The organism is Megasphaera elsdenii DSM 20460 (assembly GCF_003010495.1).
Classification (GTDB): domain Bacteria; phylum Bacillota; class Negativicutes; order Veillonellales; family Megasphaeraceae; genus Megasphaera; species Megasphaera elsdenii.
Window position 1 is genome coordinate 52,431 of sequence record NZ_CP027570.1, and the last position, 26,827, is coordinate 79,257.

Consider the following 26,827-nt stretch of genomic DNA (forward strand, 5'->3'; position numbering starts at 1 on the left):
TCACCGCCTTTCTGCCTGGAAGGCGTGGACGAGGTGGCGGATAACGGGTTCCCCCTGGTCATCGGGCCAGACCTCGATGACATCGAACCGGCACGGCCGCTCCCAAAGATCGAACTGGGCCAGGTAGGCCGAGGCAACGCGGGTGATCTTGCGGCGCTTGTTCCGTTCCACGGCCTCACAGGGCAGGCCGTAAGCGGCCGTCGTCCGCGTCTTGACCTCGATGAAGACCAAGGTATGGCCGTCTTCGGCGATGAGGTCGATTTCCCCCAGGCGGTTGCGGTAATTGCAGCAGCGCACGTGATAGCCCTTCTCGTGGCGCACATAAGCCAGCGCCGCCTGTTCTCCATAATAACCTAATGCTTTCTTCTCCATGGCGGGTCCCCCTTCTCTCTTGATTCCAATTACCCCCATAGTAGCAGAGAAAGATTAAAAATACATAAAAAAAAGACCCTTCCGGGCCTTTTTTTCTGAGAAGAAGATTAAATTTTGTGAATCATCAGGAACGCGACGATACCGATGAGCAGGACGATAGCGATGATGCGGGTCAGGACGGCCGGCGTCATCGTCACCTGGCGCCGGGGCTTCTGTCCCCGCTGCGTACTCATACGCCGGGCCAAGCCATTTCCTTGCCGCCTAAGATATGGGCGTGCATGTGATGGACCGTCTGGCCGGCCTTTTCACCGGTGTTGAAGACGACGCGGAAGCCGTCCTTGTCGAGACCCATGACCTGGGCGACTTTCTGGATGGCGAAGAGCATCTTGCCGGCGACATCGGCATCGTCCGGCGTCAGGGCCGCGATGCTCTGGATATGCTTCTTAGGGATGACCAGGACGTGGACCGGGGCGACCGGGTTGATGTCCTTGAAGGCGAAGAAATCATCGTCTTCCCAAACTTTGGTGCTCGGGATTTCCCCGGCAACGATCTTGCAGAAAATGCAGTCTTCCATGATAAATTCCTCCTTTGTTGTGTAAGGGCGCGCCACGTGCGAGCCCCTACCCGTTTCGTGTCGGAAACTAGTGGTTAGTGGTTAGCAGGCCGAAACCACGAGACACTAACAACGAGCTTCCAGCTTCTGTCCGTCGGTACCGGTGAGGGTGACTTCGACGATGGTGCCTGCGGCATCATCCGGCAGGTTCCCGACGACGGCCCGTTCGTAGTTTTCCGTGAAGCCTTCGCCGGTCGTGCCGTCCTGTTTTTCGATGAGGACGGCGGCCTTCTGTCCGATCAGGGACGTCAGGAGCGCTTCTTTCTGCCGGGCCGACAGTTCATTGACGAGTTCGACGCGCCGCTTCTTTTCGGCCGTATCGACTTGGTCCTTCATATCCGCAGCCGGCGTCCCCCTGCGCTGGGAGTACGGGAAGGCGTGGATATGGGAGAACCGGAGCCGTTCCAGGGCCGCCATGGTTTCGTCAAAGAGGGCTTCCGTTTCGCCGGGAAAGCCCAGGATGAGGTCTGTCGACACGGTCAGGCCGTCGATGCGGCTGCGCAGGCGGGCGATGAGGTCTTCATATTCAGCCACGGTATAATGGCGGTTCATGGCCTTTAAGATCGTGTCCGACCCGGACTGGAGGGGCAGGTGCAGATGCGGGCAGATGCGGTCCGAACTGTTCATGACGGCAATCATGTCGTCGCCGATTTCCAGGGACTCGATGGAGCCCAGGCGGATGCGGGCCACGTCGGTTTCCTTGACCAGGCGGTCCAGGATGTGGGCCAGCGTCGGATGGTCGTCGAGGTCGCGGCCGTAGGCGCCGAGATGGATGCCGGTCAGGACGATTTCCTTGAATCCCGCGGCGACGAGGCGCTGTGCTTCGGCGACGATGGCATCGGGACGGCGCGATTTCAGGGCGCCCCGCGTATAGGGGATGATGCAATAGGAGCAGAAATTATTGCACCCTTCCTGTATCTTCAAATCGGCCCGCGTATGTTCTACAGCTGACGGATAGAGGGGGATCTCCTCAAATTCGTCATGACGGCGCACGTCGTGGACGGCTGTGATGGCTTCGTCTTCCCCGTCGTGCAGGAGCTCGCGGACGATGGAAACGATGCGATTGCGTTCATTGGTCCCGACGACGGCATCGACTTCGGGCATGGACGTCAGGAGCTCCGGGTCGAGCTGGGCATAACAGCCGGTGACGATGACCTTGGCGGCCTCGTTGCGCTTCTTCGTCCGGCGGATGAGCTGGCGCGATTTCTTCTCGCCCACCTGGGTGACCGAGCAGGTATTGATGACATAGACGTCGGCCGGGCCGTTGAAATCGGCTTCCGTGAAGCCTGCAGCCAGGAAGAGGCCGCGCATACTGTCCGTATCGTACTGGTTGACACGGCAGCCAAGAGTGGCAAAAGCGATAGTTGGCATTACTTGAATCCTCTTTCGTACATAATGATAGACAGGGCCGCCAGCGACGCCGTTTCAGCGCGCAGGATGCGGGGCCCGAGAGAGACCGTGCGGCACCACGCCAGATGCTGCGTGGCATAGGCGATTTCTTTTTCTGCATAGCCCCCTTCAGGGCCGATGGCGATGACGGCGTCGCCGGTCCGCACGTCGTGGCAGGCTTCCGACAAGGGCGCCGTTTCCTGTTCATAAGGGATGATGAAGCGCGTGTCGGCATAGGCGTCGACGAGCTCCGTAAAGCTCATGACCGGCGCTACCTCCGGCACGTCGTCGCGGCCGCATTGCTTGGCCGCTTCCAGGGCCAGGCGCTGCCACCGTCCGAGCCGGGCCTGCCGCCGTTTATCATCTAATTTTACTACACAATGTTCCATTTGTACAGGAACAATCCGCCCTACGCCGAGTTCCGTCGCCTTCTGGACGACCCAGTCGAACTTGTCACCTTTGAGAAGGCCCGCTGCCAGGATGACCTTGCCGTTCGCTGACGGCCCGTCGGACAGCTTGCGCGCCGGCGTAAGGTACGCCGAATGGCCTTCCATGCGGGTGATGAAACATTCATAGGTCGCGCCGGTGCAGTCCGTGACGTTCAGCGTGTCGCCGACGGTATGGCGCAGGACGACGACGACGTGATGGGCATCGTCGGCAGACAGTTCAAAGGTCCCGCAAATGGGGAAATCCGTGAAAATCTTACGCATAGTCTCACCTCTTCATCAAAACGGCATACCAGCCGCTCCGGAACTGTTCATCGACCCAGGTGAAGCCGACGGCAGCCGCCGCGCGGCGCACTTCGTCGATGCGTTCGTCGATGATGCCGCTGGCGATGAGCGTACCGCCTTCCTTGAGGTACGGCGGCAGTGTCGGCAACAGGGCCAGGACGGCGTTGGTCACCAGGTTGGCTACGACGACGTCGGCCTGTTCCCCTTGCGGGATGGCCGCCAGGAGGTCGCTGTTGGCGATGGTCAATCGCTCTTCGACGCCGTTCAGTTTGGCGTTGACGGCCGCCTGCTTGACGGCGACGGCATCGAAATCGACAGCCGTCACGCGGGACGCGCCCAGTTTGGCGGCGGCAATGGCCAGGATGCCCGTGCCCGTGCCGATGTCAAAGACCGTATCGCCGGGCTTCACCGTGTCTTCCAGGTACTGGACGCACATACACGTCGTATCGTGGAAGCCGCTGCCAAAGGCCAGGCCCGGATCGATGGAGAGGACGTCCTCGCCGTCCGCCGGCCGGGCCGGTTCCCATGCCGGTGCCGCCCAGAAATGGCGGGAAATCTTCTTGGGATGGAAATGTTCCTGCCAGGCAAAGAGCCAGTCCTTGTCATCGGCTTTCTTTTCGACGACCTTCCAGTCGCCCAAATCGACACCCCGGCTTTCCAGGGCGCCCATCTTTTCTCGTATCGTTTCCACAAGACCTTCCTGTGCCAGCGGGAAATACGCCGTAATGCGGATGCGTCCTTTGTGGTCCGGGTGTTCGTCATCGATGACCGATCCATTGCTTCCACATTCAAAAACAAGAAGGGCCACCAAATCGGTGGCCGTTGGGGAAACGAGCAAATCTACTTCATTCCATTGCATCGTTCATTCTCCCTTTATCTTTCCAGATCTTCTTTTAACTTACTCCAAAAGCCCTTCTTAGACTTCTTGGTATCTTTCTTGTCGTTCTTCGCGTCTGTGGCGTCACCGTCGGCCGGTTGTTCAGCCGGCTTTGGCTCCCCCACCCACGTTTCGCCGCCAGCATAGGCAAATTCCCGCAGGAGTTCCTTCTGTTTGGCATTGAGGTCTTTCGGTACGGAGACCGTGACCTGGACGTGGTGGTCGCCGCGGCGGTTCTTGGACCCCAGGACAGGGACGCCTTTGCCGCGGATGCGGAAGACCGTACCCGTCTGGGTGCCGGCCGGGATGGTCAGTTCGATCTTGCCATCCAGGGTTTCGACGGGAATCTTTGCACCCAGGGCAGCCTGGGCGAAGGAAATCGTTTCCTGGGACAAGATATCGTTGCCTTCACGGCTGAACTTGGGATCGCGGCGGACGAAGATGTAGACGTACAAGTCGCCGTGACCGCCGCCGCGGACGCCCGGTTCGCCTTCTCCGGCTACGCGCAGGCGTGCGCCGTCATCGACACCGGCAGGGATCTTGATCTTCAATTTCTTGCGGACCTTGACCGTCCCCGTGCCATGGCATTTCTTGCACTTATCATGGATGATCTTGCCTGTGCCGCCGCAGCGGGAACAGGTGCGGACATTGACCATCTGGCCGAAAGGCGTGTTCTGTACGACGCGCTGCTGGCCCGTGCCGTGGCAGTCCGGGCAAGTATCGACTTTGCTGCCCGGTTCGGCACCGTTGCCGTGACAGTGGTCACACGTTTCTTCCTTGGGGACCTGGATTTCCATTTCCGTACCAAAGGCAGCCTGCTTGAAGGTGATGTCTACGTCGAAGCGCAAATCGGCACCGCGCTGCGGGCCATTGGCCGACTGACGGCTGCCCTGGCCGCCAAAGAAGGAATCAAAGATATCTTCGAAGCCGCCGAAGCCCTGGCCGCCCTGGCCGAATCCGCCAAAGCCGCCAAACCCTCCGAAGCCGCCCTGGCCGAAACCGGCACCGGAACCGGCAGCATTGCCGTTCTGGAATGCTGCCGGACCGAACTGGTCGTACTGGGCGCGTTTCTGTTTATTCGACAGGACGCTGTACGCTTCGTTGATTTCCTTGAATTTTTCTTCGGCTGCCTTCGGGTTGTCCGGGTTGCGGTCCGGATGGTATTTGAGCGCTAATTTCTTGAACGCTTTTTTGATTTCTGCGTCGCTGGCGTCTTTGGGAACGCCAAGGACTTCATAATAATCTCTTTTACTCATGGTGGGCAGCCCCTCTTATCTATCTTACTTCTTGTCGTCGTCGACTACGGTGTAATCGGCATCGACTACTTTTTCATCTTTCTGGCCATCGCTCTGAGCCTGCTGTGCACCGGCCTGGGCACCTGCCTGCTGCTGAGCCTGCTGGGCAGCGTCAGCGTTCTTGTACATTTCGCTGGTCAGGTCATAGAGCGGTTTGGTCAAGGCTTCGGAAGCGGCTTTGATCTTATCCGTATCGTCGGTCTTCATGGCTTCTTTCAAGGCAGCGATCTTATCCTTGATTTCCGAAACTTTGGAAGCATCGGCTTTGTCGCCCATATCCTTGATGGTCTTTTCAGCCTGGTAAATGAGGGAGTCTGCGTTGTTCTTGGCTTCGATGGCTTCTTTACGTTTCTTGTCTTCCGCTTCGTGAGCTGCAGCTTCTTTGACCATGCGGTCGATTTCGCTCTTATCGAGGCCCGACGAAGATTTGATGGTGATCTTCTGTTCCTTGCCCGTACCGAGGTCTTTGGCCGAAACGTTTACGATACCGTTGGCATCGATGTTGAAGGTGACTTCGATACGAGGTACTCCACGGGGAGCAGCCGGGATACCTGTCAGTTCGAAACGGCCGAGGGTCTTGTTGTCAGCAGCCATTTCACGTTCGCCCTGGAGGACGTGGACGTCAACGGACGGCTGGTTATCGACAGCCGTCGAGAAGACCTGGCTGCCGGATGTCGGGATGGTCGTGTTGCGGTCGATGATCTTGGTGAAGACGCCGCCGAGGGTTTCAATGCCCAGGGAAAGCGGAGTGACATCGAGGAGCAGGACGTCTTTGACATCGCCGACGAGGACACCGGCCTGGATAGCTGCGCCGATAGCAACACATTCATCGGGGTTTACGCCCTTGCTCGGTTCTTTGCCGAGGATGGATTTGATAGCTTCCTGGACAGCCGGGATACGGCTGGAACCGCCGACGAGGATGATCTTGTCGATTTCGTCGATGGTGAAGCCCGAGTCAGCAATCGCTTTCTTGGTCGGTTCCATCGTAGCCTGGACGAGGTCTTCCGTCAATTCGTTGAATTTAGCACGGGTCAAGGTCAAATCGAGGTGTTTCGGGCCCGTAGCATCGGCCGTGATGAACGGCAGGTTGATGTTGGTCGAGAGGACCGTGGACAATTCGATCTTGGCTTTTTCAGCAGCTTCTTTGAGGCGCTGTTCAGCCATCTTATCCTGCGAGAGGTCGATGCCCGTTTCTTTCTTAAATTCGCTGATCATCCATTCCATGACTTTGTTATCGAAGTCATCGCCGCCGAGGTGGGTGTTGCCGTTGGTAGCCTTTACTTCAAAGACGCCATCGCCGAGTTCGAGGATGGAAACATCGAAAGTGCCGCCGCCGAGGTCGAAGACGAGGATCTTGCCGTCGCCGCCTTTATCAAGGCCGTAAGCGAGGGCAGCTGCCGTCGGTTCGTTGACGATACGGAGAACGTCGAGGCCGGCGATCTTGCCAGCATCTTTGGTAGCCTGGCGCTGGCCGTCGTTGAAGTATGCCGGAACGGTGATGACAGCCTGCGTGACTTTTTCGCCGAGGTAGCTTTCAGCATCTTCCTTCAATTTCTGAAGAATCATTGCGGAGATTTCCTGCGGTGTATATTTCTTGCCCTGGATGTCTACAGTGTAGCTTTCACCCATGTGGCGTTTAATGGACGAAATGGTGTTTTCCGGGTTGGATACGGCCTGGCGTTTTGCCAGCTGGCCGACGAGGCGTTCGCCCGTCTTGGAGAAGCCTACGACAGACGGTGTGAGGCGAGAGCCTTCCGTATTCGTGATGACCGTAGGTTCGCCGCCTTCCATAACAGCTACTACGGAGTTTGTTGTACCTAAGTCAATACCAATAACTTTACTCATAAAAGATTCCTCCAATCTTATTTCAAACGATGGTTAACCGTTGAATGCAACTTTTACCATGGCCGGACGCAGTGTCTTGTCGCCCAGGAGATAACCTTCCTGGAGGACTTCTACGACGACGTCGTCATCGTATTCGTCACTGGGCACGCGCATGACGGCCTGATGATAATTGGGGTCGAAAGGTTTGCCGACGGCATCGATCTTGGTGACCCCTTCCTTTTCCAGGACGCCCAGGAGCTGTTTATAAATCATTTCATAGCCGTCGATGAAGGATTTCACATCATCTGCCACCTGGTCCTGCGGGACCTGCAAGGCCCGTTCGAAATTATCGATGACCGGCAGGATGCTACTGATGACGTCCATCTTGACGACTTCTGAAATCTGGAGCTTTTCAGCAGCTGTGCGTTTTTTATAGTTGGCAAAATCTGCCTGGAGACGGACGAACTGCTGCTGGAGCTTGGCGGCCTTTTCGGCGTCTGCGCTGGCAGCTTCGTCTTTGGCATCCGGTGCCTTTTGATCGGCACTTTCATCTGCCGCAGCTTCCTTGGCTTCGTCTGCCTTTTCTTTGGCAGCGTCTTCGACGACTTTTTCTGCGTCGTCTTTCAACACTGTGTCTTTTTCTTCTTTATTTTCTTTATTACTCATGTCTGTGTACCCCTCCCTACTTATCGTCGTGGTAATGCGCCAGCATATGTGTCACATGCTGTTTCATGAAATCCAAGAGACCGATAATCTTAGCATACTCCATACGGGCTGGTCCCAAGACGGCCAGCTTGCCGAGGACTACATCATGGTCGGTAAAGGTCGCTTCAATGATACTGCAATCATTGATAGGCGATAACTTCGCTTCTTCGCCGATGCGGACCGTAACGGCCTCGCCTTCTCCTTCGTCGTGAAGAAGATTGGCGACGACATCCTGTTCTTCCAGCATGGTAAAGAGGCTCTTGGCCTTGTCGACATCTTTAAATTCCGGCTTGTTCAAAAGTTCCATGGTCCCGCCTTTATAGAACTGCTGTCCCTTGTGGAAGGCCCGTCCCATGGACCGGAATGCCAGGCGGTATAATTCGACGTCATCGACGATGGTCTCGTGAAAGGCTTCGATGGCCTTTTCATCGATATGGTCTATGGCCATGCCGGCCAGGTAATTGGTCAGCCGCTGGGCGATGATGTTCAAATCGTCCAGGCTGGCACCGGCCGGTCTGGGGTAAAGGCAGTTCTCTACCTGCCCCGTATCGGTGACGACAATCATGATGGCCCGGCGGTCATCAAGCGGTAAGAAGCGGATGTACTTCAGCTTGGAATTGAGCCGCTGTGACGCCATGACCAGGGTGACGTTGTGGGTGATCCTGGCCAGTAACTTGGCCGTCGACTGAAAGATCTGGTCGACGCTGCTCACTTTATCCTGGAACCAGGCCCGGACGAATTGCTTTTCTGCGTCCGTGATCTTCGTCGGCTTGAGCAGGCAGTCGACGTAAAAGCGGTATCCCTTCAGCGACGGGATGCGGCCAGACGACGTGTGAGGCTGTTCCAGGTAGCCCATCATTTCCAAATCGAACATTTCGTTGCGGATCGTCGCGGCACTGACGCCTAAGTCATACTTGCGGGCAATCGTTCTCGACCCGACAGGTTCGGCAGAGGAGATGTAATCCTGAATAATGGCCTGCAGTATTTTTTGTTTTCGTGCATCCAAATCCATCGTACTCACCTTCTGCTCATTTGACTATTCTTAGCAGTCTGACTATTTGACCTCTAAGACTATATATAAGATAGCATGGAGAATATGTTTTGTCAAGAGAATATAAGTCAAAAAGTCAAATTAATTGCAAAAAAAGACGCTGTCCCATAAAGACAGCGCCCTTTTACGTCGATTCTTCGTCGTATGGAATTAAAAAGGATTAGCCCATCGCTTTCAGCGCTTCGATGGCGTCGAGATTACCTGTGGCAGCGGCTTTTTGATACCAGGCTTTGGCCTTGGCCGTATCGGCAGCTACACCCAGGCCGTACAAGTAGGCAATGCCCGTATTGAGCAGGGCTCGTCCGGCCGGGTTCCCCTTAGGACCATGGCCCTTTTCGCCCTGCTGGGCTGCCCCCTGGGTCGGAGCCGTCTGTTTCAGGACATCTTTGGCTTTTGTCTGAGCAAAGAGCCAATCCCGGATGCCTTCGATATTGTAGGCAAAGGACCACGTGTACATATGGCTGCCGCCTTGGAAGACCGTATAGTTAATCGGTGCCTGCTGGTCTTCCATGACCCGCATCATCTGTTCAAAGACAGGCGTCCCGCCAGTACTGTCCCACATACGGCTGCGGGCGACGACAGCGCCATCCTTTTCCCACAAGGCCGTCGCTTCATTCATGCCGGGGAAGGCTTTCGTATCGCCTTGGCAGACCGTAATCCAAAGATTCTTGTCCTTCAGTTTTTCCATTTCCTGCGTATCCCACTGGCAGACGACGAGATACTGACCAGCAAAGAGGTCCGGATACGCGTCGCTAATGGCAATGTTGGCCATGCCGCCCTGGGACTGGCCGGTCCCGTAGATGCGGTCCTTGTCGACACGGTACTTATGGGATACATCGAGGATAAGGTCCGTCACCAGCGTCAGTCCTTTCGTCCACTGGTGCGTATCCGTCGTCATCATGCCGATCGAGCGGATAAGGTCTTCCGTATACTGCGGTGCCAAGACGATGGCCGGATGCTTAGCCTGTTCTTCCGGCGTCGCCCAGACGATAGCCCCGTTGCCCTGATAAAGGACCGCCTTAGGGTCATTGATATTGGCACTGGCATCGGCAATAAAGACGACCATAGGATACGTTTTGGTCTTGTCAGCGTCGTAACCTTTCGGCAAGTACAGATTATAAGGCATTTTATAGCCCGTAGCCGGGTCCTTATATAGATAAGTCTGAAAAGCATCCTTGACGGCATCGACCGTCTTATCCGCTGTCAGCGCAACCGTCGTCGGGCCGTATGCCGTGCCGTCTGTGGCATAGACCGTCCCGGTCTGGCTGACGGAGACGCTCAGATCCGGTGCCTTACGGTCCGAATACATAGGCGCATCGCCGCCGTTCAGGGCATTAGCCCCTTCTTTACTCTTATCGCCTTGGTCCGCTTTGGGCTTGTTCTGGGAAGCTGCCGTCGGCAACGACGTAGCCGGATGAACCAGGCTGACGATGACGTAATCCCCTGTTTTCCCGGTCTGCGCCGTTTCCGGTACATCGTTGGTGTAGACCTTGTCAATGGTCTTGCCGGCGACGGTGAAGTCCGACGTCTTCAGGCGGCTGGCATCTATCGGCTTGGGATAATGGAGGGCCACAGCCGAGACGCTTTCGCCATCGCCATAGACCGTGCTCAAAGCTGTCACATCGCGAATAGAAGACTGCGCTGCCGGCACGGCTGTCGTCGCCGTCACAGCAGATTGACTCAAGCCTTCAACTGCCGGTGCCGCCCAGACAGGGGCCGTCAGGCTGAGGGCACAGCACAATACAGCCAGCGCGGTAATATGTTTACCTTTCATGAAGAGGTCACCTCGAATTGAATTTTTTGCAATTCATTATACCACGCCTGGTTAGCCTTCTTGTGGCCGTTGTGACACAATTTGATGGAGACTCGTGGCTCGTGGTTCTCCTAGTCACGGACAACGGAAAAGGACCTGCCGCACAGCGACAGGTCCTTTCTCTATTAGGAGTCAAACAATGGAATTATTTACCTTCAAACGTTGCTTTGCGTTTTTCGCAGAAAGCAGCCATGCCTTCCTTCTGGTCAGCCGTGGAGAAGCAGAGGCCGAAGACTTCAGCTTCATAAGCGATACCGGTTACGACGTCGCAGTTGATGCCGCGGTTGATGGCAGCTTTGGAGAGCTGTACTGCAATAGGAGCGTTCTTAGCGATCTTCTTAGCCAATTTAACAGCAGCCGGCATCAGTTCTTCCTGCGGGAAGACTTCATTGACCAAGCCGATAGCTTTTGCTTTTTCAGCGTCGATCATGCCGCCCGTGTAGATGAGTTCTTTCGCGTGGCCGCGGCCTACGACACGGGTCAGGCGCTGCGTGCCGCCAAAGCCCGGAGTGATGCCCAAGCCGACTTCCGGCTGGCCGAATTTAGCGTTTTCAGCTGCATAGCGGATATCGCAAGCGCAGGAGAGTTCGCAGCCGCCGCCGAGAGCGAAGCCGTTGATAGCTGCGATGACAGGCTGCGGCAGGTTTTCGATTTCCGTGAAGACGTTCTGACCGAACTGGCCCCATTCGCGGCCTTCAGCAGCGTTCTTGGAAGCCATTTCTTTGATGTCAGCGCCAGCGACGAAGGATTTAGCGCCTGCACCGGTGATGATGACGACTTTGATAGCTTTATCAGCTGCAATCTTTTCAACGACGTCTTTCAATTCGCTGACCGTAGCCTGGTTCAAAGCGTTCAGAGCCTTCGGGCGATTGATCGTAATCGTTGCAATACCGTCTTCTACAGCAAAAATAATGTTCTGGTAATCCATGAGAAAAACCTCCTAAAACATATAATAGTATAGTAATAATATGTATAACAGGACGCCCCTCCCCTATGGGGACCCAGCTTCCAGACCGCCCCTGTCGGCTGGGACAGACGTACTGCCGATACGCGTATGAGATTCTAAAAATAATACGGGGTGTGAAAGTCACGCCCCGTATTCGATTAGCAGATTGCTAACTTATTTCGTGTAATCGTAGAAGCCTTTGCCAGTCTTACGGCCGAGGTAACCTGCCTGGACATATTTCTTGAGCAATGCGCAAGGACGATATTTCGGATCGCCGAAGCCATCATAGAGGACTTCCATGACATGGAGAACGACGTCGTTACCGATAAGGTCGCAGAGAGCCAGAGGTCCCATCGGATGGTTGAAGCCGAGTTTGCAGACGTTATCGATATCTTCTTTGGAAGCAACACCTTCCATCAAAGCCTGGATAGCTTCGTTCAGCATCGGGATGACGATACGGTTGCCAGCGAAGCCCGGGAAGTCGTTGACTTTAACCGGCGTTTTGCCGAGGTCTTTCGAGAGTTTGTCGATCTTGTCGTACGTTTCTTCGGAAGTAGCGATGCCGTTGATGACTTCGATCAATTTCATGACAGGAGCCGGGTTGAAGAAGTGCATGCCGATGACTTTGTCCGGGCGTTTCGTAGCTGCGCCGATCTGAGTGATAGCCAGGGACGAAGTGTTGGATGCGAGGATCGTGTGTTCCGGGCAGAATTCGTCGAGTTCTTTGAAGATAGCCGATTTGATCTTCAAGTCTTCGATAGCTGCTTCGACGACGAGGTCGATGTCTTTCATGTTATCAGGGGTACGGGTTACGAAGCCAGAGATGCGAGCCATCGTTGCGTCTTTGTCTTCCTGGGTCATTTTGCCTTTGGAGACCTGTTTGGTCAACTGTTTTTCGATTTTAGCTTTGCCGCCAGCGATGAATTCGTCTTTAATATCGTTCAAGACGACGTCCCAGCCGTGCGTAGCGAAAACCTGGGCAATGCCCGAACCCATTGTACCTGCACCAATAACCATTACTTTACTCATGTTTAACTCCTCCTTCGTCGCGTGATTTTTTTCACTAGATTTCTCTAAAAAAAATCACGCACGTTCTAAATAAGATTCACTGCTTACACTGATAGTATACCACACTTCCCAAAAAAATCCACTAAAAAACGGCACTTTTTTCAATTTTTCACATTTATGGCATGCATTTTATGCAATAATCAAGAAGTCAAATTACTTCTCCGCATTATTCAATACAATTGCCTCATAGGTGTATGTGACGTTATGAACTTACATCATAGGAGATACTTCTATTTTTCACAAAGTGCATGGATAGCGATTCCCTCCGGGAATCACAGGTCACCGCGACATCAAAGATGTCGCTCCGCAGGGGCCGTCCCAAAGGGCGGTTTGCAGAGAAAACCTTCAAATTTAAAGCCATCCGCTAACAACTAACTGCTAGCCACTAACAACTTTAAAGGGCTTGTCGTCGTGCGACAAGCCCTTTTTGAGTTTAAAGTTTGAAGTTAAGAGCAACCTCTCAGTCAGCTTCACTGACAGCTCTCCTATGAGGAGAGCCGGGCGCCGCCCTTCGGATTGCGTTGTTCACGGGATTCAGGCGGGCCGCCTTATCAGGACGGCCCCTACGAAAAGCCCCCAATCGGGACCATTTTTACGAGTCGAGGGTCATCCAAGGCGATCTTGTCCCTTTGAGGCTCTGCCGTGCAACGGCCCCTACGACCTACGACCTACGAGCCACGAACCACGAGCCACGAACCACGAGCCACGAACCTGCCGTGCAACGGCATCCGTAGGGGCCGTCCCAGAGGGCGGCCCGCTACGCGCTGAGGGTATCCCGAAGCGTCGTTTTCATTTTGAGTCTGTCGCGGCGGGCCGCCGCATCTGAGTCCGAAGCGGCCAGCGGCCTGCGAACTGCAGCCTGCGAAAATGGATTACAACGCGCCGTTCAGGGCTTTGAGCAGGCCTTCGCGTTTTTCGTAGGCCTTGCGGTAGGTGGCGGTATTGTTTTCGTCCGGGACGTAGGTGGCCTTGACTTCCAGCTGGCGCTGGAGGGCCTGTTTGAGATCCGGAATGTCGCCTGCGGCATAAGCGGCGACGATGCAGTTGGTCGGGACGGCACCGCCGGCGACTTTCAGGGTCACGACTTTCGTATCCAGCATGTCGGCCTTGATCTGGTTCCACAGTTCGTCGCGGCTGCCGCCTTCGGTGATGGTCAGCTGGGTCAGGTCGATGCCAGCCTTACGGTAGCGGTCGGTGATTTCCATGTAGTCGTAGCCGATGCCTTCGAGGACGCAGCGCCACATAGCACCCTGGTCGGAATCGAGGGTCAGGCCCGTGAAGGTCCCGCGGACGTTGGGATAGTCCCCATTGCCGCCGGTCAGGTAGGGAATGAACATGGCCCCGTCGCAGCCGGGCTGATGGCGCTTGGCCAGTTCGTCCAGGGTCCCGTAGTAATCATCGCCTTCTTCGCGGGCGATGCTGTCCTTGAACCAGCGCAGGGCCAGGCCGCCCGTGCGGACCATGCCCCAGTAGAAATACGTCCCCGGCAGGGTGCCGGAGTTGAAAATGAGGTTGCTCCCCGGCACGGACAGTTCCGGGATGATGCCGTCGGTGGCGGCGCAGAACATGGCACACGTTCCGGCGACGTCGACAGCGCGGCCCGCTTCCAGGATGCCGCTGCCCATCATGGATTCCATCGTATCACCGGCGCCGGCGCAGATGGGGATGCCTGCGGGGAAGCCCGTTTCCATGGCATCTTCTTCACAGAGCGTGCCGATGATGTCCCAGGGCTTGACAATGCGGGGCATATACGTTTCCGGGATGCCCAGGATTTCCAACTGCTCCGGCGACCATTTCTTCTGGACTACGTCGTAGCCCAGGCCCCAGCCGGACATGGCGCCCCAGTCGATGAAGGCGTCTTCCCCTTTGAGGCCGGCCAGGTGCATGAGGACATACGGGCAGTTGTGGACGAACTTGACGCCCTTTTCCTGCCAGGCCGGGATGTTCTTCATGAACCAGCGGGCGAACATGGCCGGGAACATGATGTTCGGTTCGGCATTGCCTGTTTCTTTCCCCCAGATAGCGAGTTTCTTCGCCTTCAGGGCTTCCACGTCGTCGGCCGTGCGGCTGTCGAGGTAATTGACATACGGTGTGATAGCATGGCCGTCGGCGTCGATGCCGGCGATGCCGCAGATGATCCCGTCGCCCATAATGGCCCGGACCTTCTTTACGTCCCAGCCCTTTTCCTCCATCTGGCGGCTGCACGAAGCCATGCACTGCTTGATGAGGCGGTAATATTCATCGACGTCCATCTGGACCCAGCCCGGATGGGGATAGGCCAGATGCGTCTTGGCCGTGTCCATGGCCAGGCAGTGCTGGTCCTCGTCATAGACGGCGACTTTGACGCTCTGCGTGCCGGCGTCGAAACCGAGATAATACTTGTCACTCATGGGTAACACATCCTTTCCGTTCACCCGCGGCAGTCCTTTACCATCCCGCCAAGGCGGCTCACGAGGCCCGTCGTCGATTCATTCGGCTTGGGAAAACGGCGCAGGGCGGTCATGGCTTCGACATAACAGAAGAACTCTTCCATGGCCGTCTCGATCCGCCCCAGGGTCTGGCCGTCGATGTGCTCGATGAGGGCCAGGTCGTGCTGTTCATAGCGGTTGATGTAGCCGTAGAGCGAACAAAACGTACCGGGCCGCTTGGTGTAGGAACAGAAAAAGCAGTATTCCACCATGGCGTCGCATTTCTTGAGCGTATCCTGCCGTTCGACGCCGGCAAATTCCTGCCGTTCCTGGATGATCGTCTTGATCCAGTTGTTCAAGACGCCTTCGAAGAAAGCGAACAAGGAAAGGAGCGCCGCCCGGTAATAGCGCCGGGCCAGGAACGTCCCTTTCTTGGTTCCCTTCTCCTGCTGCATAGCAGCCCGTTTCTTAAATGTACAATAATCCTTCCACAACTCTTCATAAATGGAAGCATGCAATATATCCATATCACCATTATGGAAAATAGTGACATCAATCTTAGCCTTCATAAAAGCGGCTACCCTCCTACTTGGATAACTTCAGGAAATCCGGGTCCTTTTCGGCCATGCGCGTGAGGATTTTCTCATAGCCGCCGCTGCCGTAGACCAGGCAGCGCTTGATGCGGCTGATCGTCGCCGTGCTGGCACCGGTCTTCCGGACGATGTCTTCATAGATATCGCCGGCCTTGAGCATGCGGGCCACTTCCAGGCGGGCCGAAATGGCCTTCATTTCCTGAATGGTACAAAGGTCTTCAAAAAATTCATAACATTCGTCGACACTTTTCAATTCCAAAATAGCACGAAACAGCTGATCGTGCAAATGATCTCGCAATTTTTCATTCACTGCCATGACAATCCCTCTTTCTATGACCATTTCCTTTAGTTCGTTAAACACTAAAAATATTATACGGCATGACCAGGAATCTGTCGAGGGCGTCTCTATCATTCATCCCAAATCATCCAAATACCCACCGGGATGTCTACAGGATTCGCGCGGGCTCGCCACATGCGAGCCCCTACAGCCGCCTGCGGCTAACTGCGGCGCTGCAGGCGTCTACATGGCAAAGAGGTCGATCTGTTCATCTTCGGGAAGATCGCCCAGGCAGCCTTCCTGGCTCATGACGTCGACCAGGGACTGGGACACTTTGCCGCGCATCTTGAGGTCGGCCTTGGAACTGAACGGCGCCTGCTCGCGGGCCGATACGATCTGTTCGGCTACGTTGGCGCCCAGGCCGTCGATGGCCGTAAAGGGCGGCAGGATCTTGCCGTCGCAGATGGTGAACTTCGTCGCCGCCGAGCGGTTGATATCGACGTTCATGAAGGAAAAACCGCGCAGGCTCATTTCCTTGGCCAGTTCCAGCGCCGAATAGAGGTCCTGCTCGATCTTCGATGCGCTCTTGCCCTTGGCGGCGATTTCCTTCATGGCCCGTTCCTGCCCTTCCAGGCCGTGGATCATAGCCGACAGCTTGAAGGCCTTGGCGCGAATCGTGAAGAAAGCGCAGTAGTAGGCCAACGGCTGGTTGATCTTATACCAGGCGATGCGGAAAGCCATCATGACGTAGGCCACGGCGTGGGCCCTCGGGAAGAGGTAGCCGATCTTATGGCACGAGTCGATGAACCACTGCGGGATATGGCCGGCTTTCAGCTCCCCTTCGTAGTCCGTCGTCTTCTGGCCCAATTTATTGAGCTTGTCGATGCCCTTGCCCTTACGGACATTTTCCATGACCTTGAAACTCGTCTTGGGCTTGATGCCGTGCTGGATGAGATAGTTCATGATGTCGTCACGCGTCGAGACGGCTTCCTTCAGGGGAACCGTGCCCGACGTAATCAGGTCCTGGGCATTGTTCAGCCAGACGTCGGTGCCGTGGGAGAAACCGGAAATGCGGACCAATTCAGAAAAGGTCTTGGGCTTGGTGTCGACGAGCATCTGGCGGACGAAAGACGTGCCAAATTCCGGGATGCCCAGGCTGCCGACTTTCGAGCCCAGCTCTTCCGGCGTCACGCCCAGGGCCTTGGTCGAACTGAACAGGCTCAAGGTGGCCGGGTCATCAAAGGGAATGGTCGTCGCCTTGATGCCGGTCATATCTTCGAGCATACGGATGACCGTCGGATCATCATGGCCGAGGATGTCGAGCTTGACCAGACGGCCTTCGATGGAGTGATAATCGAAATGGGTCGTAATGATGCCGCTGTCCTTCTTGTTGGCCGGGTACTGGACGGGCGTGAAATGATGGACGTCCATATCGCGGGGAATGACCATGACGCCGCCCGGATGCTGGCCTGTCGTATTCTTGATGCCCGTGCAACCGGCGACGAGGCTGTTGACGTAAGCGTCATTGACCTTGATGCCCTTGGCTTCGGCCCACTTCATGACATAGCCATAGGCCGTCTTGTCCTTCACAGCACCGATAGTCCCGGCGCGGAAAACGTTGTCCTTGCCGAACAGTTCTTCTGTATACTTATGGGCTTTCGGATGGTATTCGCCAGAGAAATTGAGGTCGATATCAGGGACCTTGTCGCCGTCGAAGCCCAAGAAGATAGCGAAAGGAATATTATGGCCGTTCTTATGAAGTGGCGTACCGCACTGTGGGCAGACCTTGTCCGGCAAGTCGAAACCGCCGCCCACTTCGCCGTGCGTAAAGAATTCGCTCCACTGGCATTTCGGGCAGACATAATGAGGCGGCAAAGGATTGACTTCGGTAATATCCGACATGGTCGCCACGAAGGACGAGCCGACAGACCCACGGGAGCCGACGAGGTAGCCGTCATCGTTGGAGTGCTTGACCAGCTTGTGTGCAATGTAATAGAGGACGCCGAAACCATGGCCTAAAATGGACGTAAATTCTTCTTCCAGCCGGTCTTCGACGATTTTCGGCAGCGGGTCGCCGTAAATTTCATGAGCCTTTTTATAACACATGTTCTTCAGCGCTTCCGATGACCCGGCGATTTGCGGGAAATAGAGCGTTTCCTTCGGTACCGGCCGGCAGTCGGCAATCATATCGTTGATCTTATTGGGGTTGGTAATGACCACTTCCCGCGCCCGTTCTTCGCCGAGATAGGCAAATTCCGCCAGCATCTCGTCTGTCGTGCGCAGGTACAGATCCGGCTGAAATTCGGCATCCTTGAAGCCCTTGCCGGTCATGAGGATTTCCCGGTAAATCTTGTCTTCCGGGTTCATGAAATGAGCATCACACGTGGCGACAGTCAATTTCCCCAAATCATCGCCGAGCTTGAGAATCGTCCGGTTGATGTCGCGCAGGCCTTCTTCATCGGCGACGAAGCCTTCGCGGACGAGGAAGCCGTTGTTGGTGAGGGGCTGGATTTCCAGATAATCGTAGAACGACGCGATTTTCTTCAGCTCTTCATAAGGCAGCTTCTTCTGGACCATGGACCGCACCAGTTCGCCGGCTTCACAAGCCGAACCCAGGATGAGGCCTTCGCGGTATTCCGACAGGACCGCCCGGGGGATGCGCGGCCGGCCGCGGTAGATATATTTCAGATGGGAAATGCTGACCAGTTTATAGAGATTGCGGATGCCGATCTGGTTCTTGGCCAGGATGATGATGTGGTACGACTGGTCGATCTTATCGTCAAAGAGATAGCCTTCCATGCCGTAAATGACCTTGACGTTGTTGGTCTTATCCGTCGAAATTTCCTGGAGCAGCGGGAACGACTGGACGACGCCGTGGTCGGTGACGGCGACGGCCGGATGGCCCCACTTCTTGATAGTCTTGATGAGCTGCTTGACCGTGATCAGGGCGTCCATGTCGCTCATGACCGTATGCAGGTGGAGTTCGACGCGCGGCGTCGGATTGTGGTCTTCCCGTTCCACCGTGCCGCCGTCGGCTTCCATCATGTCGTAGGCCATGAGGACGTAGTCGTTCTGGTAATTATCATACTGGATATTGCCGTGGACCCGGACATAGACGCCGGGCTTGAGCTTCTTGACCAGGTTGTCGTATTCTTCCGGCGTCAGCGTATTCTTGCGGCGGTACTTGCCGCCACCGCCCTGATTGCTGACGTCGAGGAACTTCTTGGCCGAAATACCGTTGGTGCTGTCGGCCATCTGGAAGGTCAGGAGGGTACGTTTCGACTTGAGCTCGCGGAACTCGACCTTGACGACCTTGCCCTTGAGGATGACGTCGTTCTGTTCCTCGCCGAGGACGTCGTTGATGGAGACGGCATCGCCGCCAAAGGCCCGGCCCATCCAGACCCGGCTGTCACTGCCAGTCTTGGTGCCGCTGCCCTTGCTGCCCTTCTTGGCGCTGCTGTCGCCGCTCTGGGACGCCGACTGGCAGGCCTTCTTGTAATCGGCATCGTCGTACAATTCATCGTCGACGTCGTAAATGGCATCATAGCAGTCTTCGTGGGGAATCCCGTAGCCTTCCATATCGTCAGTGGAAATATCGGCGACCTGACGCAGCGGGTCGTTGTCGGGTACGGCCAGGGACATGTCGCCGCCGTGGAAAACAGACGTCACGCGGTGTTCGACAGATACCGTCCCATCCAGGCCCAATTTGCGGCAGACCCGGTCGCGGAGCAGGTCCATGTCGCCGATAGCATAAGGCGACTCGGTCTTGACATGCCAGGCATGGCCGGCCAGATCCGCCGCAATCGAAGCGATGGTCACGGAACGCCCGCCATCGGCGGGAATCAAAATATCATTTTTAGGAACAATATGCCAGACTTTCATATATTTTCCTTTCTATGTCAACTACTCCCGACTAAAGTCGGGAGCTTGTAGGTCGGAACTGCATAGGTACTAACGGCATCAAAAGATGTCTTCCTAAATCCGCCTACATCATCGGGTGGCTGACAACACCCGCTTTGCTAAGGAGTTTACTCCGAAGCAGTTGTTATTCTTTCATAATGAGGATGGTTATCTCCGGAAATCCACATAGTTCCGAGGAGTTGGATATTCATAGCTCCGATACGGTCATCGTTAGATCTGTAACCACACTGACAACGATATAAGTGTTTGTGATGGTCACGGTTTTCTTTGTGGATAGTACCGCATTTGGGACAACGTTGAGAGGTATACTGAGCAGATACCATCAGAACTTCGGAACGATTTTCATGAGCCTTATAGGTCAAGAATTGCTCCAACTGATAGAACGCCCAGCTGCGCAGGTCGTAATTTTGTTTAGCCGTTTTTGAAAGATGGGACTCTTCGAAGCTAACACCGGTCAAATCTTCAAGCACAAACAGCGTATCTTTGCCGTATTTTTCAACGAGTGTCTTAGAAATCCGATGGTTTACATCAGACATCCAACGGTTCTCTCGTCCTGAAATGGCCTTGAGTCTATGCTTTGCTGATTTTGTGCCTTTAGACTGGAGCTGGCGGCGGACTTCCTGAAATTTATGGCGTTTAGTAGCCATCTTCTTACCAGAGACGAATTCAGTTTTGCCCTGTTCGTCGTAACTAACAGTAAGAAAACGTAATCCACGGTCAATACCGACAACGTGACGGACGTTTTCTTTCTGAAAATCTTCGACAGCTTGGGTTACGGGAATATGGAGATACCATAAACCTTTGAGTTCGACCAGTTTTGCTGTTCCAAGGTCATAAGCGCCATCAAGATATTCCGCAAAATGCTTGCCCTCAAAGGCGCATTTAGTTCTTTTCCCGAGCGTATTGATGGACAGAACCTGTCCGCTATCAACGAAGCTATAATCACGATTGCGAACCAAGTCCGCTTGTGGGCGGCTAAAGAACACAGGCTTCCAAAGCCATTCCCATGTCTTGGCGATGCGTTTCCAGTTGCCATTCTCATCCTTATATCTGTAAGGATTTTGGAAGAGCTGTTGTTTTACCGTCTTATATCTGGCAATCGTCGTCTTGATAGAAGACTGGGCCAGCTGCGATTTCAGACCGAACTGGCTGCGCAGGTCACTGTACAGCTCTCTGTTGAGACTTTGGTAGGTCATGTTAAATCGGTGGTCGAAGATGTACTGCGACACGAAGTTACAAGCCTGACGGTATTGTTCCGTCATCTGACGGAACAGCGTCTCTTGTTCGGGAGTAACGTGTATACGAAGTTTTATCGTTTTAGTTAGGCTAGACATTTTTTCACCTGCCTTTCTAAAATCTATACTACTTCATTAAAATTATTATATCATAATTTTTTTGCTAAAAGTCTATTATTTATTATTGAAAGGAGGGGAGGTGCGGCTCCTCTCATGACTAAAGTCACGAGTCTCCGCCGCACCATGAAGATGAATAGGGGATTCAGGCGGGCCGCCCTTTGGGACGGCCCCTACGAAGCGGTCTGCGGGCCGCCTTAGCAGGACGGTCCCTACGAAGGACGGCTCCTACATTAACCGATGAGTTATTCCTCATCGGCCGTATCGGCCGTATCGGCTGTATCGGCTGTATCGGCCGCCGGGACATTGAAGTCCATCATGTCGTGGGGCGCGTTGAGAAGCGGGTCCTGCGGTTCCAGGTCGGCCGTGCTGACGACTTCTTCGCTGTCGTCGCCGGGCGTGAGGATAATTTCATCATTCGGGTCGTAATGTGACTCGATGGTATCGACATGGCGGTCGCCGTCGCTGTAAGCCACGGTCCGGCGGATAGTCACGTCGTGGCCGTCATAGCCTTCCTGCTTGCGCTTATCTTCGGTCACACTATCATCGTGCTTCTTGATGACCTTATGGGGCAGGTTCTGGAGATGCGTCGTTTCAAAGGACACACTGCACGTATCGGCGTGATTGCCCAGGATGTACGTCGTCACCGTATTCTTGCCGGCCACCGTATAGACACAGACCGGGTGCTGGAAAGGATTGGTAAAGGAGAAGTCCAGGCCGTCATCGGCGACGGTCGCATCCATGCCGACGGGCACATACGCGGCCGGAGCGAAATGCGGTTCCCGGCTGGCAATGAACAGACCGGCCCGCAGTGCGGCATTGAACAAAGTCGTGCTGACCTGGCAGACACCGCCGCCGGTGGACTGTTCCAATTTATTCTCGAAATACGACGGCGCCGGCTTATAGCCCTTGTCCGCCGTCCGCGTGCCGACATACTTATTGAAAGAGAAATCCTTCTGAGCCATGACGACGGCGTGGTTCAGGCGCTGCTGGGCCAGGCGGATGTTGACGTTGCGGTCGGGATTGGTATCGTCAAAATGCGTCGTATAGTACGACAAGACTGTGTCGATATCCTTGAGGTCATCGGCCTTGATGTCCGCCCCTTCCCGGCTGTCTACGGGAACGTCCAGGGTATCCGTCTTGCCCGTATGCAGTTCATCGGTCACGGCGTCCTTCAGCTTACCCGTATTGATGACGATGCGGTCCTTGGCGTCTTCGATAGCAACAGTCTTCTGGTCATCCTTGACATAGGCATAGGCATTCTGCGGGTCCTTATCGTACTTGTCGTGGACATCGGACAAGACCTTATCCAATTTATCGTCGTCGACGGCAATGGCCAAAGGCACATCCTTGCCATGGCGGAGCGTCGTCACCACATCGGCCACGCGCTGCCAGGGCAGGCCCCGGCGGCCGACGAGATGCAATTCATCGTCGATATAGGCCCGATCCAATTTAGCCCCCAGTTCATCGAGATCCAGCGTCACATCGACACCGTCCGTCGCCAGGCGCAGCTTCTTATCTTCTACATCCTTCTCATGGAGATCCAGATAATTGGTAATATCATCGGGCGTCATATCGGCAATGGATTGGCCGTTGAGGGTCACCATCTGTTCCGCCTTGCTCTGGGCCGCAAAAAAGCCGCCGAACCCAATCACACACAAAGCGACAATCACAGCCGCCCGCTTCTTCCAGGACGGCCTTTCCTTTTCCGGAGGCAGCCCGTGCTTTTCCCGGTACCGCCGGCGATATTCCTTCATCCGTTCTTTCCGTGCTCGTTCTTCGTCAGTCACATTCTAACCTGCCTTTACTCATTATATTCATTTTATAGCTCACGCGGCATTAAAATGCCGCTTCGTAGGGGCCGTCCCTACCTGCAATACAGGCAAATGAGAGGGCCTATATCCTCGGGCGATGCCATACCGCGGCGGATATGGAGCTGGAGCGTAAAAATTTGGCAAATACAACTTTCCAACTCTTCTATTTTCCAATAAGATGCCACTTTTTGCAAGTGGTATAAGACATATTTTACACTGCGGCCCTTATTGATGGTCTGCAAAATCTGTTCACACTGGTGCTGTCCGGCGTGGGCCCGGCGCAACTCCTTATAGGCCAGGAGCAGGCGCAGGCGCGACAACATATAGCCGGTATTCTTCAAAAACGCATCTTGCCGGCTGAAGAGGCCTTCCAAAAAAGGCAGGGTCTTGTCCCCATTGCGCCGCAAAAATTCATCCATAAAAGTGAACAAATTCTTTTCCATCGTCCCGGCAAAGAGGTCCTGCAAATCGGGCACATCAACAGTCTGCCGGCTATCGGGCACGGTAATACACAATTTCTCCAGCTCCGAAAAGACATAGAGCAGGGAAATATCGCCCCAGGTCTGGAACAGAGCCCGCAAATAGGCTACCGCCCGGCTGGTCAGGCGCTTGCCTTTCCCTTTTAGGTAGTCCGTCACATAGGGCATGACCGTCTTTTCCGTCACCGCTTCAGCAGCTACGACATCGGCCATGGGCTTCAAGGCCTTAAAAAAAGCACTGCCCGTATCCATCTTGCCCTTAGTATAAAACAAAAGGCTGTTCTCGTCACTGAGCCGCCGGGCTTCGTCCAGGAACCACTGCTCTTCCTTGGTGAGCTTACTCCGCGACCGGCCGCCGCGCTTGAGCGGCAGAAAGGGACAGTCATACCAAATCGTGACTGTCCCACTGCTAAAGAGACTCGCCCCCTGGAAGGATTCGACGACTGTCGCCGCTACCGCATCCTTCTGGAAAGACTGGACCTCGGCCTCGCCGCCGGCCCGCTTATTAGCAGCCGCCAGGAAACGCCGGCGCCCGTCTTCCATGACATAAGGTTCTGTCCCATAAATAATCATTATATGTTTCTTATATTCCATGATTGTTCCTCATCAAAAGTAGCTACCTGCCACTGTCCCCGCCAGCGATACAGCCGGATCTGACCGTCCCGGCCCGGAGTATAACAGGGCCTTCCATGAAATGCCGCCGTTTCGCCCCATTCCGTCAAGGCTTCATCGCCGCGGCGCGAAGCATAGACAATGGTCGCCATGGCCGATACGGGGAAATCCCGGCCATTCCAGCCCGCCAGGGACCGAAATTCCAGACACAACGGCCCGTCGGGAAAAGCCGACGACGCTGACGGCAGACAGCGAAAAGGCACGTCCTCCGCCCCTTGCTCCGGCAGGAAATCAAAATGGCGCCGCAGCAAGGCTAGCGTATAGCCTGCCCCGTCGCCATCGACACGACATTGGCGAAGACGAAAGACACCCTGAGCCCGCAAAGCCGGCGTCACGACGACAGCTGCCTGGTCGGGGTTGGCGAATCTCGATTTATTATACCATATATCGGCCGATTTATCTTCATAAATGACCGCCGTCACCTGATCCCGGCCGGCATCGAGGACTAAGACTTCGGGCCCAGACAGCCGCAGGAACCATGCCGCTGCCAGACAAAGGGCCAGCCCGGAACCGATGCGCCTGCGAAAAGCCGGACAAAAGCCAAAAGCTACGACCAGATACCAGGCCAGCACAGCCAAGACCGACGGCTGCCCGCCCCAGAAGCGGCTCCCCGGCAGGGCTGCGATGAAGGCGTTGCCCTTCAAAGCCAGAGCCAGCAAGGGCTTGATGAGCCACAACACCATATCGGCACCGACGCCCCACAAGAGGGACAGGACCGATGCCAAAAGCCCCAGGACCATGACCAGGTCCAAGGCCGGGGCTACCAGAATATTGGCAACCAGTGAATAGACTGGAAAGGAAAAGAAAGCCGAAAACAAGAGGGGCACGACTAAGATCTGCGCCGCCACGCAGACTGTCAGGCAATCCCGCAAAAAAGCAGGCAGTGCCGAAAGCCAGGCACTGACAGGACGCTGAAAGAGGATGATGCCGGCCGAGGCCCCGCAGGAAAGGCGAAAACTCAAATCAAAGACCAGATAGGGACTGTAAATCAGCATAGCCGCCATGGCCAAAGCCAGGGCATGACCGGCCAAATACTCGCGCCGCACAGTCAGGCTCAAGGCACTAGCGGCACCCATGAGAGAAGCCCGGACGACAGGCGACGAAAAATCCGAAAGCGCTCCGTACAGGAACAAAAAACTCACAGAAACCAGGCACAACCCGCGCGGGCGCAATCCCAGGGCGCGGCCCATGAGCTGGATGACAGCCAGCAACAATGCCACATGGGACCCGGACACGGAGAGGATGTGAATCAGTCCGGTCGTGCTGAACGATTCCAGCAGGCCTGGCGGTAATTCATCGTAATGACCGCCGAAGAGCAGACTAGCAAGCACAGGCGCATAGGATTCGCCGAGGACAGCCTTATACCGCCCGGTCAGTGCCTGGCGCAAGGCCTGCAAAAAAGAGTCCCAGCGACCCAGTGGAGCCGTCACGGACACCTTTTTCCCATCATCGGCAAATAAACGCAGCCAAATCGCCTTTTCCCGGTCGCGATGGAATGCATCATACATGCCGTCGTTCTTATAATATGTCAAAGGCCGGCTGTCGCCCGTGACGACGACTGTACTGCCCAGGATCTGCGGCTCAGGCAAAGTCACGTAGGCACAACCACTTCCCGGCTGTACGTCCTCTTCTCCGGCATAGGCATAGCGCCGGACTTGCATGACATACCTTCCGACAAGGCCCTTCTCCGTAGCATAAGTACTGCGCCGCTCTTGCAGCGTCCCTTCTACGGTCAACTTGGCCCCGACAGCCTGATGCGGCAGGGCTTCATAACGATTCGCTTCCAGCTGGAGACGCCCCGCCCCCAAGACCAAAGCAACCAGAAACAGACAGACGGCTAGGACGACACGGCTTCGGGACCGGAAAAAGAAGATTCCCAACAGGGCCAGCCAAAAGATAAAAAGCCAAAGAATCAGGGGCAAAGTGAACGCATCGGCCAAGATCATCCCTGTCGCCAAGGCCAGGACCAGGGACAAGCTGACCCATTCAGGTTTAATGTTATGTCCCATCATAAGCACACCTGGTCTTTCAGCTTGGCAAACTTCGCCGGGCCGATCCCTTTGACTTTCTGCAGCTCTTCGATACTGCCAAAAGAGCCATGTTCCTGACGATAAGCGATGATGTTGGCCGCCATAGCCGGTCCGATGCCAGGCAGCGCCGTAAGGGCCTTTTCATCGGCCCGGTTCAGAGATACCTTGCCGGCTTCTGCCGGATTTTCGGGAATCCCCTGGAAATCATAGGGCACGTGGATATGGGCACCGTCGTCAGCCCGGTCCGCTAAATTGACGGCTCTCGTATTGGCATAGGCGATCATGCCGCCAGCTGCTTCTACGGCTTCACCGGCCGTTTTTCCCGTTTCCAAGGCGTAGAGCCCGGGATTCTTGACAGCCCCCGTGACATAGACAAAGGCTTTTTCCGGCAGCGGTTCTTCCACAGCCGGCGGCGGCTCGCTAACAAGGGACTCAAAGACAGGGGCAAACTGGAACAGGGCTACCCCCAATAAGACCAAAGCCAGGACTACCATTTTCTTCATGCTTATCACTCCTATACATATAATTTATATATGTATAGTATGCCCCATTTTTCAGGTCTTCTTGGAAAATTTAATCGTCCTTTAATCGAATTGG

22 protein-coding genes are annotated in these 26,827 nt (G+C 55.2%); all 22 read right to left on the reverse strand.

The window, feature by feature from the left end:
* Positions 1-372 (reverse strand): YraN family protein, encoded by a 372-nt coding sequence (locus C6362_RS00280; protein WP_014016411.1) that lies wholly within the window; start codon positions 370-372, stop codon positions 1-3.
* Positions 373-479: 107 nt separating this feature from the next.
* Entirely contained in the window at positions 480-605 is a 126-nt protein-coding gene (locus C6362_RS12040; RefSeq protein WP_014016410.1) for a hypothetical protein, read from the reverse strand.
* Positions 602-946 carry a histidine triad nucleotide-binding protein gene (locus C6362_RS00285; RefSeq protein WP_014016409.1) on the reverse strand — a complete coding sequence of 115 codons (345 nt, stop codon included), beginning with the start codon at positions 944-946 and terminating at the stop codon, positions 602-604. The genes C6362_RS12040 and C6362_RS00285 overlap by 4 nt, the downstream gene beginning before the upstream one ends.
* A 105-nt stretch (positions 947-1,051) precedes the next feature.
* Positions 1,052-2,356 carry a tRNA (N(6)-L-threonylcarbamoyladenosine(37)-C(2))-methylthiotransferase MtaB gene (gene mtaB / locus C6362_RS00290; RefSeq protein WP_014016408.1) on the reverse strand — a complete coding sequence of 435 codons (1,305 nt, stop codon included), beginning with the start codon at positions 2,354-2,356 and terminating at the stop codon, positions 1,052-1,054.
* Positions 2,356-3,084, reverse strand: coding sequence for a 16S rRNA (uracil(1498)-N(3))-methyltransferase (locus C6362_RS00295; RefSeq protein ID WP_014016407.1), 729 nt, complete (start codon positions 3,082-3,084; stop codon positions 2,356-2,358). The genes mtaB and C6362_RS00295 overlap by 1 nt, the downstream gene beginning before the upstream one ends.
* Positions 3,085-3,088: 4 nt before the next feature.
* Positions 3,089-3,964: a 50S ribosomal protein L11 methyltransferase gene (gene prmA, locus C6362_RS00300; RefSeq protein WP_014016406.1), complete on the reverse strand. Its 876-nt coding sequence runs from the start codon at positions 3,962-3,964 to the stop codon at positions 3,089-3,091.
* A gap of 14 nt (positions 3,965-3,978) precedes the next feature.
* Entirely contained in the window at positions 3,979-5,238 is a 1,260-nt protein-coding gene (gene dnaJ / locus C6362_RS00305; protein WP_014016405.1) for a molecular chaperone DnaJ, read from the reverse strand.
* A gap of 24 nt (positions 5,239-5,262) precedes the next feature.
* A complete protein-coding gene (gene dnaK, locus C6362_RS00310; protein WP_014016404.1) occupies positions 5,263-7,122 on the reverse strand; it encodes a molecular chaperone DnaK in 1,860 nt (619 codons plus the stop codon).
* Between the two features lie 33 nt (positions 7,123-7,155).
* The gene (grpE, locus tag C6362_RS00315) at positions 7,156-7,767 is read right to left on the reverse strand and encodes a nucleotide exchange factor GrpE (protein ID WP_014016403.1); all 612 of its coding nucleotides are present in this window, start codon (positions 7,765-7,767) and stop codon (positions 7,156-7,158) included.
* A gap of 16 nt (positions 7,768-7,783) precedes the next feature.
* Positions 7,784-8,818: a heat-inducible transcriptional repressor HrcA gene (hrcA, locus tag C6362_RS00320; protein WP_014016402.1), complete on the reverse strand. Its 1,035-nt coding sequence runs from the start codon at positions 8,816-8,818 to the stop codon at positions 7,784-7,786.
* A 199-nt stretch (positions 8,819-9,017) separates the two neighbouring features.
* A complete protein-coding gene (locus C6362_RS00325; protein ID WP_014016401.1) occupies positions 9,018-10,631 on the reverse strand; it encodes a hypothetical protein in 1,614 nt (537 codons plus the stop codon).
* A gap of 184 nt (positions 10,632-10,815) precedes the next feature.
* Complete coding sequence (locus tag C6362_RS00330) at positions 10,816-11,598, reverse strand: short-chain-enoyl-CoA hydratase (RefSeq protein WP_014016400.1); 783 nt, start codon at positions 11,596-11,598, stop codon at positions 10,816-10,818.
* A gap of 192 nt (positions 11,599-11,790) precedes the next feature.
* Entirely contained in the window at positions 11,791-12,645 is an 855-nt protein-coding gene (locus tag C6362_RS00335) for a 3-hydroxybutyryl-CoA dehydrogenase (protein WP_014016399.1), read from the reverse strand.
* Positions 12,646-13,556: 911 nt separating this feature from the next.
* Positions 13,557-15,074: an FGGY-family carbohydrate kinase gene (locus C6362_RS00340; RefSeq protein WP_014016398.1), complete on the reverse strand. Its 1,518-nt coding sequence runs from the start codon at positions 15,072-15,074 to the stop codon at positions 13,557-13,559.
* A 20-nt stretch (positions 15,075-15,094) separates the two neighbouring features.
* Positions 15,095-15,661 carry a hypothetical protein gene (locus tag C6362_RS00345; protein WP_014016397.1) on the reverse strand — a complete coding sequence of 189 codons (567 nt, stop codon included), beginning with the start codon at positions 15,659-15,661 and terminating at the stop codon, positions 15,095-15,097.
* Between the two features lie 16 nt (positions 15,662-15,677).
* On the reverse strand, positions 15,678-16,001 hold the full coding sequence (locus tag C6362_RS00350; RefSeq protein WP_014016396.1) for a YerC/YecD family TrpR-related protein: 324 nt from the start codon (positions 15,999-16,001) through the stop codon (positions 15,678-15,680).
* Between the two features lie 204 nt (positions 16,002-16,205).
* Entirely contained in the window at positions 16,206-19,844 is a 3,639-nt protein-coding gene (locus C6362_RS00355; protein WP_014016395.1) for a PolC-type DNA polymerase III, read from the reverse strand.
* Between the two features lie 146 nt (positions 19,845-19,990).
* Positions 19,991-21,217 carry an RNA-guided endonuclease TnpB family protein gene (locus tag C6362_RS00360; RefSeq protein ID WP_106699276.1) on the reverse strand — a complete coding sequence of 409 codons (1,227 nt, stop codon included), beginning with the start codon at positions 21,215-21,217 and terminating at the stop codon, positions 19,991-19,993.
* A 263-nt stretch (positions 21,218-21,480) separates the two neighbouring features.
* Positions 21,481-23,025 carry a VanW family protein gene (locus tag C6362_RS00365; RefSeq protein ID WP_014016392.1) on the reverse strand — a complete coding sequence of 515 codons (1,545 nt, stop codon included), beginning with the start codon at positions 23,023-23,025 and terminating at the stop codon, positions 21,481-21,483.
* Positions 23,026-23,102: 77 nt separating this feature from the next.
* The gene (holA, locus tag C6362_RS00370) at positions 23,103-24,122 is read right to left on the reverse strand and encodes a DNA polymerase III subunit delta (RefSeq protein WP_014016391.1); all 1,020 of its coding nucleotides are present in this window, start codon (positions 24,120-24,122) and stop codon (positions 23,103-23,105) included.
* Positions 24,101-26,212 carry a ComEC/Rec2 family competence protein gene (locus tag C6362_RS00375; protein WP_014016390.1) on the reverse strand — a complete coding sequence of 704 codons (2,112 nt, stop codon included), beginning with the start codon at positions 26,210-26,212 and terminating at the stop codon, positions 24,101-24,103. Before C6362_RS00375 ends, holA begins: the two co-directional genes overlap by 22 nt.
* Positions 26,209-26,733, reverse strand: a complete 525-nt coding sequence (locus C6362_RS00380) for a helix-hairpin-helix domain-containing protein (RefSeq protein WP_014016389.1) — start codon at positions 26,731-26,733, stop codon at positions 26,209-26,211. Before C6362_RS00380 ends, C6362_RS00375 begins: the two co-directional genes overlap by 4 nt.
* Positions 26,734-26,827: the final 94 nt, after the last annotated feature.

What these genes read in the sequence shown, in the direction of transcription:
- C6362_RS00280 (WP_014016411.1), bottom strand. Translation starts at nt 372, where the DNA reads ATGGAGAAGAAAGCATTAGGTTATTATGGAGAACAGGCGGCGCTGGCT.
- C6362_RS12040 (WP_014016410.1), bottom strand. Translation starts at nt 605, where the DNA reads ATGAGTACGCAGCGGGGACAGAAGCCCCGGCGCCAGGTGACGATGACG.
- C6362_RS00285 (WP_014016409.1), bottom strand. Translation starts at nt 946, where the DNA reads ATGGAAGACTGCATTTTCTGCAAGATCGTTGCCGGGGAAATCCCGAGC.
- mtaB (WP_014016408.1), bottom strand. Translation starts at nt 2,356, where the DNA reads ATGCCAACTATCGCTTTTGCCACTCTTGGCTGCCGTGTCAACCAGTAC.
- C6362_RS00295 (WP_014016407.1), bottom strand. Translation starts at nt 3,084, where the DNA reads ATGCGTAAGATTTTCACGGATTTCCCCATTTGCGGGACCTTTGAACTG.
- prmA (WP_014016406.1), bottom strand. Translation starts at nt 3,964, where the DNA reads ATGCAATGGAATGAAGTAGATTTGCTCGTTTCCCCAACGGCCACCGAT.
- dnaJ (WP_014016405.1), bottom strand. Translation starts at nt 5,238, where the DNA reads ATGAGTAAAAGAGATTATTATGAAGTCCTTGGCGTTCCCAAAGACGCC.
- dnaK (WP_014016404.1), bottom strand. Translation starts at nt 7,122, where the DNA reads ATGAGTAAAGTTATTGGTATTGACTTAGGTACAACAAACTCCGTAGTA.
- grpE (WP_014016403.1), bottom strand. Translation starts at nt 7,767, where the DNA reads ATGAGTAATAAAGAAAATAAAGAAGAAAAAGACACAGTGTTGAAAGAC.
- hrcA (WP_014016402.1), bottom strand. Translation starts at nt 8,818, where the DNA reads ATGGATTTGGATGCACGAAAACAAAAAATACTGCAGGCCATTATTCAG.
- C6362_RS00325 (WP_014016401.1), bottom strand. Translation starts at nt 10,631, where the DNA reads ATGAAAGGTAAACATATTACCGCGCTGGCTGTATTGTGCTGTGCCCTC.
- C6362_RS00330 (WP_014016400.1), bottom strand. Translation starts at nt 11,598, where the DNA reads ATGGATTACCAGAACATTATTTTTGCTGTAGAAGACGGTATTGCAACG.
- C6362_RS00335 (WP_014016399.1), bottom strand. Translation starts at nt 12,645, where the DNA reads ATGAGTAAAGTAATGGTTATTGGTGCAGGTACAATGGGTTCGGGCATT.
- C6362_RS00340 (WP_014016398.1), bottom strand. Translation starts at nt 15,074, where the DNA reads ATGAGTGACAAGTATTATCTCGGTTTCGACGCCGGCACGCAGAGCGTC.
- C6362_RS00345 (WP_014016397.1), bottom strand. Translation starts at nt 15,661, where the DNA reads ATGAAGGCTAAGATTGATGTCACTATTTTCCATAATGGTGATATGGAT.
- C6362_RS00350 (WP_014016396.1), bottom strand. Translation starts at nt 16,001, where the DNA reads ATGGCAGTGAATGAAAAATTGCGAGATCATTTGCACGATCAGCTGTTT.
- C6362_RS00355 (WP_014016395.1), bottom strand. Translation starts at nt 19,844, where the DNA reads ATGAAAGTCTGGCATATTGTTCCTAAAAATGATATTTTGATTCCCGCC.
- C6362_RS00360 (WP_106699276.1), bottom strand. Translation starts at nt 21,217, where the DNA reads ATGTCTAGCCTAACTAAAACGATAAAACTTCGTATACACGTTACTCCC.
- holA (WP_014016391.1), bottom strand. Translation starts at nt 24,122, where the DNA reads ATGGAATATAAGAAACATATAATGATTATTTATGGGACAGAACCTTAT.
- C6362_RS00375 (WP_014016390.1), bottom strand. Translation starts at nt 26,212, where the DNA reads ATGATGGGACATAACATTAAACCTGAATGGGTCAGCTTGTCCCTGGTC.
- C6362_RS00380 (WP_014016389.1), bottom strand. Translation starts at nt 26,733, where the DNA reads ATGAAGAAAATGGTAGTCCTGGCTTTGGTCTTATTGGGGGTAGCCCTG.